8 protein-coding genes are annotated in these 13,065 nt (G+C 67.2%); 2 read left to right on the top strand and 6 right to left on the bottom strand.

Annotated features, from left to right (window positions below; translation table 11 throughout):
• Nucleotides 1-67: 67 nt before the first annotated feature.
• Together ACQKIE_RS07140 and ACQKIE_RS07135 are read left to right on the top strand one after the other, a co-directional pair.
• Nucleotides 68-976, top strand: coding sequence for a recombination-associated protein RdgC (locus tag ACQKIE_RS07140; protein ID WP_427457281.1), 909 nt, complete (start codon nt 68-70; stop codon nt 974-976).
• Nucleotides 977-1,046: 70 nt separating this feature from the next.
• A complete protein-coding gene (locus ACQKIE_RS07135; protein ID WP_427457279.1) occupies nt 1,047-1,814 on the top strand; it encodes a M48 family metallopeptidase in 768 nt (255 codons plus the stop codon).
• A 43-nt stretch (nt 1,815-1,857) separates the two neighbouring features.
• Here the strand turns inward: ACQKIE_RS07135 and ACQKIE_RS07130 are convergent, their stop codons facing one another.
• The 6 genes from ACQKIE_RS07130 to ACQKIE_RS07105 form a co-directional block, all read right to left on the bottom strand.
• Entirely contained in the window at nt 1,858-2,856 is a 999-nt protein-coding gene (locus ACQKIE_RS07130; protein ID WP_427457277.1) for an alpha/beta fold hydrolase, read from the bottom strand.
• A gap of 95 nt (nt 2,857-2,951) precedes the next feature.
• Nucleotides 2,952-4,802: a M1 family metallopeptidase gene (locus tag ACQKIE_RS07125; protein WP_427457275.1), complete on the bottom strand. Its 1,851-nt coding sequence runs from the start codon at nt 4,800-4,802 to the stop codon at nt 2,952-2,954.
• Nucleotides 4,803-4,908: 106 nt separating this feature from the next.
• Nucleotides 4,909-5,658, bottom strand: coding sequence for a bifunctional demethylmenaquinone methyltransferase/2-methoxy-6-polyprenyl-1,4-benzoquinol methylase UbiE (gene ubiE, locus ACQKIE_RS07120; RefSeq protein WP_427457272.1), 750 nt, complete (start codon nt 5,656-5,658; stop codon nt 4,909-4,911).
• Nucleotides 5,659-5,705: 47 nt separating this feature from the next.
• The gene (locus ACQKIE_RS07115; RefSeq protein ID WP_427457270.1) at nt 5,706-9,107 is read right to left on the bottom strand and encodes a dermonecrotic toxin domain-containing protein; all 3,402 of its coding nucleotides are present in this window, start codon (nt 9,105-9,107) and stop codon (nt 5,706-5,708) included.
• Nucleotides 9,108-9,261: 154 nt separating this feature from the next.
• A complete protein-coding gene (gene plsB, locus ACQKIE_RS07110; RefSeq protein WP_427457268.1) occupies nt 9,262-11,874 on the bottom strand; it encodes a glycerol-3-phosphate 1-O-acyltransferase PlsB in 2,613 nt (870 codons plus the stop codon).
• Between the two features lie 17 nt (nt 11,875-11,891).
• On the bottom strand, nt 11,892-12,875 hold the full coding sequence (locus tag ACQKIE_RS07105; RefSeq protein ID WP_427457266.1) for a hypothetical protein: 984 nt from the start codon (nt 12,873-12,875) through the stop codon (nt 11,892-11,894).
• Between the last annotated feature and the right edge of the window lie 190 nt (nt 12,876-13,065).

Raw genomic sequence — 13,065 nt, 5'->3', positions numbered from 1 at the left:
CCGCTTTTACGCCGGCGGCCGCACCGCGGCCGCCATGGCCTTCCCTTTCCATGAGACTTCCCGATACATGTTCTTTCGCAACCTGACGCTTTTCCGTTTTTCCGAACCCGTCGCCGCCGACCTGGAACGCCTCGATGAGGCCCTGCCCGAGCACCGGTTGCGTCCGGTCGGGCCCATGGAGATGTCGACGCGCGGCTTCGTATCGCCGCTGGGCCGCAACGAGGAAGGCCTGACCCACGTAGTGGGTCGCAACACGATGGTCACGGTGGGAAGCGAAGATAAGCTCCTGCCGTCGTCGGTGGTGAACGACGAGCTCGCCAACCGCGTGCAGAAGATCGCGGAGGAGGAGGGCCGCAAGGTGAGCGGTCGCGAGCGCAAGAAGATCAAGGACGACGTCATGAACGAACTGCTGCCACGCGCCTTCGTGCGCAGCTCCCGCATGAAGGCCTATGCGGACCGGAAGAACGGGTGGCTGGTCCTGGACACCTCCAGCCGGAAGTCGGCCGAGAACACCCTGAGCCAGATCCGCGAGGCCCTGGGCAGCTTCCCTGCCGTCCCGCTGGCACCGGAGGAGTCCCCCCGGGTCCTGATGACCCATTGGGTGGCGACGGGCGAGCTCCCTGGGGGGCTGGCGCTGGGTGACGAGTGCGAGCTTCGCGACCCTGCCACGGCCTCCGGCGCCATCGCGCGCTGCCGGCGGCAGGATCTCGACACTGATGAGATTCGGGAGCACCTGCGCACGGGCAAGCAGGTCTTCCAGTTGGGTTTGGTCTTCGACGACCGCATTTCCTTTGTACTCGGCGAGGACCTGATCCTGCGTAAGATCAAGTTCACCGACGTGGTGCTGGACGAACAGGCCGACAGCCCGGAGTCCGCCGCGGCGGAAATGGACGCGAATTTCGCCCTCATGGCGCTGGAATACGAGCGCCTGCTGGGCAAGCTGGAAGAATGGTTCAAACTGCCCCGGCCAGAGTGACGGGCGGGGCGTCGCAAGCATTGATACGGGTTCGTGGGACGTTCGTCGGGATCGGTACGAGACTCGCGACATGGCATCGGACAACGGCGACTGGCTGGAACTGGCAACCCCCACCGGGGGCACCATACGGGTGCTGAAGGCGGCGCATCCGCGTGCCCGCCGCCTGCGCCTCACCGTCACGCCGAAGGGCGCCCGGCTCACCTACCCGAACGGCACGCACGTGGCGCAGATGACGGCCTTCCTGCGCCACCACGCCGATTGGCTGGAACAGAAGCTGGATGAGTTCCACCTCGACGCCGAGCCCCTGCCGCCGCTACGCGTGGGGGTGCCCACCACGTTTCCTTTCCGCGGCGAGGACGTCGTGCTCGATTGGGCGGAGGGTCCATACCCGCGCGTGGACCATGAGCCGGGCGGCCTGGTGCTCAGCATCCCGCGTCCGCACACCCGTGCGCTGCTCGTGGCCCGGGGCCTGCTTGCCACGCATTTCGAAGCGCAGATCCGTCGCGACGTCTCGCGCTGGCTTCCCGCCTACATCCCGCAGATCAACGCCGCGCCGACCGCGCTGCGCATTCGGCCCCTGAAGAGCCTGTGGGGCAGCCTCGACACGCGCGACAGGATCAACCTCGACCTGGCGCTCGCCCTCGCCCCGCCCGCGGCCCTGCGCTATGTGCTCGTCCACGAACTCTGCCACCTGAAGGTGCGTAATCATTCGCCGCGCTTCTGGCATTGGGTGGAAAGCGTGTTTCCGGATTACAAGGAACAACGCGCCTGGCTGCGCACGAACGGGAGTGCCCTGAAACGCCAGCTCGATCGGCTGATCGCCGACGTGGCCGACTGAGGCAAGCTCCCATCGCCGACAGGGTCGGCGATTCAAGCTCGCCTCAGTGCGCCAGTGCGAAGCCCGTGATGATGCGCGCGGTTTCCACCGGCTTCTCCAGCATCGGCATGTGATTGCAGCCGTTCATCACGGTCGCACCGATCGAGGGAGAACTCTTCAATCCCGCGCGTAGCGTATCCAGCGCCGAGACGTCGATGATCTTGTCGTCGTGGCACCACACGCCCAGCACCGGCATCGACAGCTTGCCGATGACCGGATCGAGCGAGAACGCCTGCGCGGGCTGCTTGAGCTGGTCGAACGTGCGCTCGATGAAGGCATGGTCCTTCTCGTTGCGCGTGACCAATGCATCCTCGAGGCGGCCGGGAATGTGCGGCGGCGTGAGGAAGATGCGTGCGAGCAGCGCCTCCAGTCCGGCGCGGTCGTGGTAGATGAAGGGATTGACCCCCGACTTCACTTCGCGCGCGAAGTCGTTTTCCTTGAAGGTGAGCCCGAGCGAGCCCATCAGCACCAGGCTGGCGACGCGCTCGGGATGCTTGTCCGCGTAGACGCCGGCGATCGCGCCGCCCATGGACTGGCCCACCAGCAGGAACCGCTGCGCCCCGATGGCGGCGGCGAAACCTTCCAGGCGATCGGCCTGCGCGTCGATGCCATAGTCCCCATCGTCATGGCGCGATGATTCGCCCCAGCCGGGCAGGTCGGGAATCACCACGTGGAAATGGTCGGTGAGGCCCTTGGCCATCTCCAGCCAGGTTTCCTTGTTCGCCGCGAATCCGTGCAGGAGGACGATGGTCGGACCGTCGCCACCCTCGTAATACGACCACGACGTATCGCCAACGGCGACTGTCTTTTTCTCGAGGTGCGCGGCCATCGCCTGGCGCGCCACGTCCGCCTTGAGCAGTAGCGACGGCGCGAAGGCGTAAATGAGGCCGGCGCCGAGGCCGAGTACCACCGCCACCACGACCAGGAACTTCAGCCTGCGTAGCAGCAGCCTTTGCCACAGGGGGCGCTGGTCGGGAGTGGCGAGTTGGGGAGTCTTGGCCATGGAAGGGACCCGTAACATAAGGACGCCCCGCAAGATGCGGGGCGTCGCGGAAGGATGCAAGCCTGCGGACCCGCGAAGGCCCGCAGGAACCTGCGTCAATGCTTCTTGGACTTGCCGGCGAGGATGCCTTCCACCGCCTGCTGCGTCATCGGATGGTAGCCACTCTTCGCCTTCGCATACGTCGTCTTCGCGAAGGCGAGGCCTTCGGGCGTGCGTGCGAAGGCGCGGTACACCGGCGTGGTGAGGTAAAGGCGACCGATACGCGTCATGTGCTCGGCGGCCGCCGTCCACACGTCCTTGTCGCCCGCGGCGATGGCATGGGCGTACCAGCGCATGCCGATCTCGGCGTTGGGCGTGCCGGTGAGGTGCCAGGCCGCGTCGATTTCCTTGATCTTCGGCAGCGGCGTCACGTCGGGCAGGCGATCGAGGAAGTACATCCACTCCTGCGTGTTCCAGCCCTTCGCGTCGAGCTTGTCGGCGGCGAGCTTGCCGGCCAGGAAGTCGGTGCGCTCGCGGTCGATGGCGTCGAATCGCGGCGACGAGGGCAGCGGCGCGTCCTTCGGGATACCCGGCTGCCAGATCCACGCACGCGCCTCGGCCTCGCTCATCTTGCCCGGATACTTGTCCAGAAGATTGGCCTTGAGGTACGCGAACATCGTGTCGGTGTCGATGCTCTGGAACGCGAAGTGGGCGAAATACCCCTTGAGGTAGGTGTCGAAGTTCGCGCGGCCGAAACGCTGCTCCAGCGTACGCAGGAACCACGAGCCCTTGTCATAGGCAACGTCCGAGAGCGCATCGTCGGCACCGATGCCGCGCGGATCGGGCGTCAGCTTCTGCGCGTTCGCCGGCATGTCGCCGATGCTCTTTTGCAGCGCGCGCGCCGACAGCAGGGCTTCCTCGTCGGCGAGCGCCTTGCCATAGACGGCCTCGGTGATGCGACCCTGCACGTAGGTGGTGAAGCCTTCGTTCAACCAGATGTCGCGCCATGCGGCGCTGGTCACGAGGTTGCCCGACCAGGAATGCGCGAGCTCGTGCGACACGAGCGAGACAAGGCTCTTGTCACCGACGAGCACGGTCGGCGTGGCGAAGGTCATGTTCGGATTTTCCATGCCACCGAACGGGAACGACGGCGGCAGCACGAGGATGTCGTAACGACCCCATGCGTAGGGACCGTAGAGCTTCTCGGTGGTGGCGATCAGCTTCTCGGTATCCTCGAACTCGTGCGCCGCCTTGCCGACCACGCTCGGCTCGGCATAGACGGCACTGCGCGGTCCCGTCTCCTTGACCGCGATATCGCCCGCGGCGATCGCCAGCAGGTACGACGGAATCGGATGCGGCTGGTCGAAGGAGAAGTCGCCGTCCAACGGATGCTTCGCATCGTTGATGGCGCTCATCACGACGCGCACGTCCTTCGGTGCGCTCACGTGCGCGTCGTAGGTGAAGCGGATGGCCGGCGAATCCTGCAGCGGCACCCAGGAGCGCGCGTGGATGGATTCCGACTGCGAGAACATGAAGGGCTGCTTCTTGTCCGCCGTCTGCTCCGGCGTGAGCCACTGCAGGCCCGAGGCCTCCGGTACGGTGGCATAGGCGATCCGCACCGCGGCCGGATGGGTCGGCGCGGCGATGGTCAGCTTCGAACCCAGTTCCTTGTCGCGCGGCGCGAGGGCGAACGTCAGCGGCGTGCCCTTGCCGGAGGCGTCGACGGCTTCCACGCTCGCGATCTTCAGGTCGCGCGTGTCGAGGACGAGGTCTTTCGCCTTGGCGTCCTTCCAGTCGAGCTTCAGCGTGGCCTTGCCCGCCAGCTCCCGCTTGCCGAAGTCCAGCTTCAGGTCGAGGTCGAGATGGGTGACGCGAACGGCGTCCGGCTGGGCGTAGGAGTGCGGGTCGGCCGCGTAGGCCACCACGGGGAAGGCCATGGTGAGGGCAAGGACGGGGAGCAGACGCATTGCGTAGTTCCGGTGGAAGGAAGTCACCAGTATGCCACCGCTGGGAACGCGGCCACCCTGCCATCGGACCCAGGCGCCAACTTTCGCAGGCGCCGGTCGGTGCCGCCTAGAGCTTGTAGGCGCGATGGATCGCGACGATGCCGTTGCTGAGGTTGCGCACCTCCACGTGCCCGAAGCCCGCGCCGAGCATCATGCCCTTCAGGGTTTCCTGGTCCGGATGCTTGCGGATCGATTCGGCGAGGTACTGGTAGCTGTCGGCGTCGTTGGCGAACAGGCGGCCCAGGCGGGGCAGGATCTTGAACGAGTGCACGTCGTAAAGCTTGGACAGCACGGGGCTCTGCACCTTCGAGAACTCCAGCACCAGGGCACGCCCACCCGGCTTCAGGATGCGGTGCATGTCGGCCAGCGCCTTGTCCTTGTCCGTGACGTTGCGCAGGCCGAAGGCGATGGTCACGGCGTCGAAGCTGTTGTCGGGAAACGGCAGCATCTCCGCGTTCATCTGCGCCCAACGCAGGCCGGAGACGAGACCGCGGTCCGTAAGGCGATCGCGGCCGACGCCCAGCATGGCCGCGTTGATGTCGCCGACCACCACCTCGCCTTCCTCACCCACGACCGGCTTCAGCAGCGCGGCGATGTCGCCCGTGCCGCCGGCGAGGTCCAGCACGCGGTCCCCGCGACGCACGCCGCTGACGGCCACGAAATGGCGTTTCCACAGGCGATGGATCCCGAACGACATGAGGTCGTTCATCAGGTCGTAGTTACGCGCCACCGACGTGAACACCTGGCCGACGAGCTTTTGCTTGTCGGCCAGGGGCACGTCGCGGAAGCCGAAGTGGGTGGTTTTTTCGTTTTCCATGCGGCGATGGTACCCGTGTCGGCATCCGGACGCATGTGCGGCCGGCGTCAGGGGGTGTGGAAGCCCACCTCGAATTCCGGCTGCATGAGCGTCACCGGCTCCTTGCTGAAGACCGCGGGTCGGCCGCCCTGCGATTGCTCGACGGGGCGCAGGAAATAACCCGTGCCGTGGGTTTCCGGAATCTTGAAGAGGCGGAATGGGTAGTGTCCGCGGCCCTGGCGGCGACCCAGCAGCATTTGCATGTTGACGCGGACCCAGGCTCCGTAATTACTGCCCACGGTGGATCCTGTCGCCGGCGCGATGGTACGGGGGAGAAGGCTATTTTCACCGGGCATGACGGCGTGCCAAGGGGTTTCCGGGGGCAGTACCGTGATGGCGATGCCTTGCACACGCCCCGCGAGGGCCACCTGTGGCAACGAGATGCTGTTCGGGCCCGACGCGCGCGCGATGACATTTGGCGGAAGGTAGATATAGCCCACGTCCGGCCAATCGCGCACCGCGACCTGGGAACTCCGGGACTGGGTGGGCAAAGGCGTGAGGGACGGCCCGGTGATGTGCACGGCGGGGCCGGTACCTTCCGCAGCCGGAAGTCGACTGCTGGCAGGTTGCGCATGGGACGGGCCGGGAATGGCGGCCTCCGCCACGTCCAACGGCTCGAGGCTCGACAGCCATTCCGTCAACGTCGGCGTTCTCGTGGCGGGGGGAGTGGCCTGCGCGACACGCAGTGCTTCGTCCCAGGCCTCCAGGGCACGAGCACCGGGCATGAGGTAGGGATGCGGTCTCATATCGATTTTGGCCCGGAGGGTACTGACGAACTCGGTGAGCGGAAGTCGCTGGCGCAACGACTCGATCAGGAAGACGCGTTGGGCGTCCGTCAGTGCGGCGACCTGTGGCGTGATGTGCGTGTCGGCATCGAGCATCTCTTTCACTTCTTCCATGAGGCGCGCGAAGATGGAACCACGCCCGGAGCCCCCGGCTAATCCGACGCGGCGGAAATGCCACTGCCCATCCGCGAGACGCTCGATGGCTGGTCCGGGGAAGCGCGCATCGAGTGCACCGGGGCGGTTGAGGCGCCAGCCGGCGGTGCTCGAGTCGAATTGCACGTGGTACATCTTCCCGCCTTGCCTGATGTACCGGTTGCCGTCGATGGTGAAGACGCCGGAGCTGGGTGGCTTACCGGACGGCGCAGCAACGCCACGGGCGAGGAACCGCTTCTCGAACAGCGTGTCGGGCGCGGGCACCGTGCGATGGGTCGGTGCGAGCGTGCGCGAGCCCGGAGCGGCCCGCATGCGGGTGCCCGCGGACGAGGGCACTTGCGTGTAGAGCGGCAGGACGTTCAACGCCGAGGTGTAGCCGTCGACAAAGGCGAGGTACGCGCCCAGGCCGTCGCCTGACTTGACTTCGTCGTAGAAGCGCCAGCCCGATTGTGCCGCACGCGGGACGCTCTGCACCGTGCCGACAACCAGCTCCTTCGCCAGGTGAAAGGGCACGTTCCAGCCCCAAATGTCGAACACGCTGTCCCAGTCGGTCGCCGCGGTCGAACGGGTGAGGTCGTTGGCGTTGCGCTTGGCGAGGTTCAGGGCCGTGTCGTAAGCCGCGTCGAGGAAGGAACCGGCCACTTCGCGCTCCTCGAACCGTTCCTCGAGCTGGGTGCAGCGGGCGCGAGACTCGCAGCCGTCGATGCCGAAGACCCACTGCCAGTCACGTCCACCATTGATGAGCGGCACCTTGAAATGCCGCTGGCCGTAGCCGTCGATGGCGGCGAACGCGGCGGGGAGGCGGTCGAGGAGGTAGGCCTCGAAGCGCGGGTCGAGGAGGAAGTCGCGCGTCAGCTCGGCACGGTCGCCGAATTCGCGGAAGGCCCTGCCATCGGGCGCGTCCGGCGTGTAGAGGACGACGCGGCGTACCGCGCCAGCCTGCCGCGCCGTGATCATGAAGACGCCCGCAAGCGGTGCGCCCTTGTAGGTTAGCTGGTAGACGACGATCCGGTGACCGTCGATCGTTCGGCGCGCCACCGGCGCGGGGTCGTCCAGCACCGCCTCGACCCACTGGAACCCGCGCTCCTGGTGGTCATCCTGGAACGAGCGCGGTTCGCTGGCATCGTAATAGGCCAGACGCGCGTCGGCGGCTTCGAAGCGCATGCGTGCTTGCAGCAGGCGGTGATGCGCCGAGCGTCGCTCCCGCCCTGCCGGCGAATTGCCGAGCGCCTGGTCCAGGTGCCGCGCATACGCGTTGGGAAGGTCGAGGTCGCGGACGATGTCACGTAGCGCCTCCACGGGCACGTTGCTCCTCGCTGAACCGTCCGCGGCGAAAACCTCGAGGTGTTCGGTCGGCAGGCTGCCCAGGTTGCGGTAGGCCAGCGCCGCCAGGGAGAGGTCCTCGTGCGGGAACCCGGAGATGGCATGCGACAGGGGCGCGTCCGGCACCCGGCGCGTGAGGCGCACGGTGAGGTCGTGCGGCGCCGCATCGATGCCCCGCGCGCGCAGCGAATCGCCCAGCGCCGTCTCCGCGAAGGAGCCCAGCGAAGGAAGCAGGACGTCCCCGCCGTCGAGCCGCCAGCGGTCGCGATATTCGAGGGCCGCCTGTTGCCAATGGCCGCGCACACGCGCCGGCTGCACAGCCAGGCGCTCTTCGTCCCGTCGCGCCGCCAGGGCGAGGTCGCGCTGGCGCACGATCGCGTGCACATCGAGCAAGGAAGCCGGGTCGAGCGAGAGGTGCAGGCGGTCGCGCCAATCATCCGCCGCAGCGAACGCCGCCATGACCTGCTCGCGCTGGCGCGCAACGAGGCGCGCGGTCAACGTCTCGAATACGTCCCCCTCGATGGCGCGGGTGCCGAGGAAATGGGTGTCGAGCACACGCTGCAAATCGTCCGCGGCGATTCCGGGGAGTTCGTCGAGGCTGACCATCTGCGCGCGCATGCGCCATTCGACATCGCGGTACAGCGCGTCGAGCGAGTCGAAAATCTGCCAGCCTTCCTTGCCAGTGAAGAGCAACACGCGTCCGGGCTCGCGGTCGTTGGACAGCACGAGGGCACCCGCGTACGGCACCTCGCCCACGAGCAACTCCCGTGCGTGCAGGTAAGCGGGCAACGGGCCACCACCGTGCAGCGCGATGGTCGAGACGGTTTCTATCGCGTCGTCGGGGAAGGTGCCGTCATTGCGGCGCAGTGACGCGTCGTCTCGCGTTGCCTGGGCAAGGCGCAAGGCGAAGGCCCGACGCCGCGGCATCGCCGGCGTGCCCGGCGCGTGGTCGACCAGGGCGGCCCAGAAGGCGTCGAGATCGGCGAGGAGGAGATCGCGAACCTCCTTCGTCGCCGGTGGCGCGGGAAGCGCGTCCTGCTGTGCGACGAGCCATGCCTGCGTCTCGGCCAGGCGCTGGAGCGTGTCGAGGGCGGCTTGGTTGGCTTGTGCGACGTGTGCAGGCGGTGCCTGCGGCGGGAGCATGTCCATGGGCAATCCTTGGCGTTGGGAGCGCCAAGGTTAGGAGCGACGGTTCAGCGCGTCTGTCCGTGGGCCGCGAGGACGCGGCGTAGGACCTCCCGTGATCGCGTCGCGGGGCGACACCTACATCCGATCGCGGGACCGCAGGCAGCCCAGTGTCGCCTCAGGGGTGTTTCTCGTGCCTCTCGCGCTCGTTCGCCACGTGCCGGTCGTGCAGCGATTCGGCGGCGGAACCATCGTCGGGGTCCACCGGCGGGCGAGCGTCGAAGTCGCGGTCGTTCTCGCCACCCGGGGTGATCTTCAGGATCGAATGGCGGACTTCGCGCGCAAGGATCACGCGCGCGTCCCGCACCATGTCTTCGAGCGCGTCGCTGAAGTCCAGCTTGCCCGCCGGATCGGTCCACACCACTTTCGCCTCGCGCAGCTTCTGGATGAAGCCGCGGAACAGCGCCTTGTCGAAGAACTCCGGCGCCGACAGCTCGTTGAGCAGGCTCAGGCGCTGCGCCGTGAGCGTGCACGCGGTTTCCAGTTCGCCGGAACTCATCGTGTGCGGGCCGTTCTTCACCAGCGCCGCGATGGCGATGTAGTAGCGCTCGAACGCCTGCAGCATGCTGCGTGCGATCACGCGAAGCTGGTAGGCGCCATCGTCCTGGCCCGGACCGCGTTCGAGCACGCGGCCTTCCGCGCTGGCCTCGAGGATGCCGCGGCGGACGAAGAACTCGATGGTGTCCTGGACCTGCGCGGCGAAACCCTCCTCGTCCCAGGGAAGGAACAACTCGCCCTGGATGAAGGGATAGATGATGCGTCCGAGGCGCAGCACCGAGGAGCGCGACATGCGCCGGTTGTTGAGGAAGCAGGCCGCCACCCAGGCCGCGGCGGCATTGAGGTGGAGGACGTTGTTGCGGAAATAGGACAGCAGGACCGCCTGTTCGCCATCGGTCACCAGCACGTCGCCGAGCGGGTGGCGCACGCGGCGGATCCAGCCCATCTGCTCGCCGTACGCGATGATGCCCTGCGGGTTCATCGGCGTGATGGTCACGCGGTCGGAATAGGGCAGTTCCTGGAACAGCGCCTTGCTCAGTTCGAGCTGCGCGAGCAGGTCGTTCTCGGCCATCGCGTGCTTGGGCGTTGCCAGCAGCGCGAGGGCGAGGAGGTTGATCGGATTCACGTCCGCCGCGCGGTTGATGTTCACCTGGATGCGTTCGGCCAGGTCGTCGACCACGCTGCTCATCCATTCCGGCTTCACGTCGGGATCGGCCGTGGTCTCGCGCCAATTGGGCGCCGCCGCATCGAGCATCGGCGTCAGCAGGATGGGCTCGCCGAAGTTCAGGGTGACGTGGCCGTAGCGCTGGCGCAGTACCTTCAGTCCGCGGAGGAGGCCCAGGAGCGATTCCTTCTCCTTCGGCTTGCCGGACAGCTCGCCGATGTACGACTTGCCTTCCATCAGTTTCTCGTAGCCGATGTAGACCGGCTGGAACATCACCGGTCGTCGCGGTGCGCGCAGGAAGGCGCGCAAGGTCATCGCCAACATGCCGGCACGCGGCGCCAGCAGGCGGCCCGTGCGCGAGCGGCCACCCTCGATGAAGTATTCCAGCGGCACGCCACGGTCCACGAGTTGCGCGAGGTATTCGTTGAACACCACCGAATACAACGCGTTGCCCTTGAAGCTGCGACGCAGGAAGAAGGCGCCACCGCGGCGGAGGATCGGTCCCACCACCGGCAGGTTGAGGTTGACGCCCGCCGCGATGTGCGGAGGCACCACGCCGGAATGGTGCAGCTGGTAGGACAGCAGCAGGTAATCGGTATGGCTGCGGTGACAGGGCACGTACACCACTTCGTGTCCAGGCGCGGCGGCGCGCGCCTTGTCGAAGTGGTGCATGGCGATGCCGTCGTAGAGCTTGTTCCAGAAGTTCGACAGGAGAAACGACGTGGAACGCACGACCGGATGCGAGTAGTCGGCGGAAATCTCGAGGGCGAAGTCGCGCGCACGGCGCTGCGCCTTCGCCAGCGTGATGTTTTCCTTGCTCGCCGTGGCGGCGATGGCATCGCGCACGGGTTCGGTGTTGAGCACCGCGTCGACGACGGTGCGGCGATGGGAAAGATCGGGCCCGATCACCGCGGCACGGATGCGGCGGAAGTGCGTGCGCAGCACGCGGGCGATCTTGCGCGTGAGCCGCTCCGGCGTCAGGCCGCGCGACTCCTCCAGCACGTTGCGCAACGACACCGGCGCCGAGAAATGCACGACGGTGTCGCGGCCATTGAGCAGCAGCGCAAGCATGCGGCGGAAGCGACCGACCACCAGCCAGTTCTCGGCGAAGAGCACGCTGAACCAGCCGCTTTCGCGGTTCGGCGCGCGGCCGACGTAGATCGATACCGGCACGACCTGGATGTCCCGCGAGGGATCGTCCTCGATGGCGCGGATGAGCTGGCCGATGGGTTCGCGCGGTCCCCGGGCATCCGTACGCCCGAAGAGCCAGCCGTGACGGCGGCTGAGGGAGAACACGGAGCGCCGGCGGCGGCCGGGCAGGTCGAGCAACTGCATCGGGCTGGGTAGCCCCGCCTCGCGGCAGGCGCGCTCCAGGATGAGCGCGTCGGACGTGCCGTCGCGCTCGATGGCGTAGCAGACGGCGGCGCCACTGTTGAGCAGGGCGGCGGGTTCGGCGGGATCGCGCTTGATCCGCACCCAGGGTTCGAGCATGCGACCCAGCAGCTTGAACCACCAGGGTGAGCGGGCGACGTGGACGTGCGGATCCGCACTCATCGGAAATTCGGACATCGTGCGATTGTACGGCCTCAGCGGCCCTTGGCGTCCGCCCCCGGCGCGCCGGGGGCACCGGCCCGGGGCGACGGCGCGGCAGGCAACGGCGCGGCGCTCGAGGGAACCGCCGGCACGCTGGCCGCGGGCGCCGGTGGCGCCAGTCGGGCGTGTTCGTCGCGTACCCGTTGCAGCAAGTCGCTGTCGTACCAACGGCCGTCGAGGAGTACCAGGGTGGCGTCGGTCTGGATCGGCTTGTCCAGCAACGTATAGGTGATCTTCACGTGCGCCGAGCCGCCATTGCTCTCGATGGTATCGATGCTCACGGAGTCGAAGCTCTTGTCGATCGAGAGGCCGTAGACGTCGAGGAGGCGCTTCAAGCCGAGCCAGGCCGTGGACCAGGTGGCCATGGATTGCTCGAAGGTCATCGCGTGCAAGGCTTCGGACGTGGAGAGCTTCGCCTTGCGGGCCGTGTCAACGACGATCCCGATGGCCTCTTTCGCCTTGGCCTGGTCGCCCCAGGGCACGCCTTGCGTCCAGGGCGCGACCACGTTCACCGCTTCGCGCAGTTGCCGCTTCTGCGAGAGCGTGAGGTCTTTGTCCTGCTCGATGGCGGTCAATGCCATCGACTGGCCGATGCCGGCCATGAGCGGCATCTGGTCCTTGTAATCGCGATCGAAGCGGACAAGCGTGGGGCGCAGCTCCGCGAAGAGTTTCTTCTCCGCATCCGGCTCCGTGAGCCGCTTCACGCCAGCCTCGAACTTCGCTTCGTCATCGGGATTGACCGGCGCGCGGGCGGCGTTGCGACGCGGCCAGTCGGCGCGCAGCGTGGCGAAATCCGCGGGCGGCAGCGCGTGTTTCCAGAACAGCTCGAACTTCCCGTCGCGCAGGAGCGTCAGCGATTCGCGGGTGGCGTCTTCCGGGGAACCGCCGCCGGGTGTGCCTGGTGCCTCCTTCTGCCGGTTGCAGGCGGTGAGCAGCAAGATGGCCAGCAGGACCAAGAGGGCGTGGGGGCGGCGCATGGCGAGTCGGTTCGGCGGCGGGTCGGCGCGGGAGGTGGAGGATACACGGCCCCCGGCAGCGCGCGGGGCAGACCCCGGATAAGAAAAAACCCCGCGGACCAGGGGTCTCGCGGGGTTATCCAGCCCGAAGCCGGAAAGGGAAATGGCCTTGCCTGCATAGCTTTGGGCGCTACAGGTTTCGGCGAGGAGA

The organism is Luteibacter sp. NPDC031894, from assembly GCF_050273135.1.
In the GTDB taxonomy this organism is placed as follows: Bacteria; Pseudomonadota; Gammaproteobacteria; order Xanthomonadales; family Rhodanobacteraceae; genus Luteibacter.
This window is presented reverse-complemented; position numbering and strand designations above follow the sequence as displayed.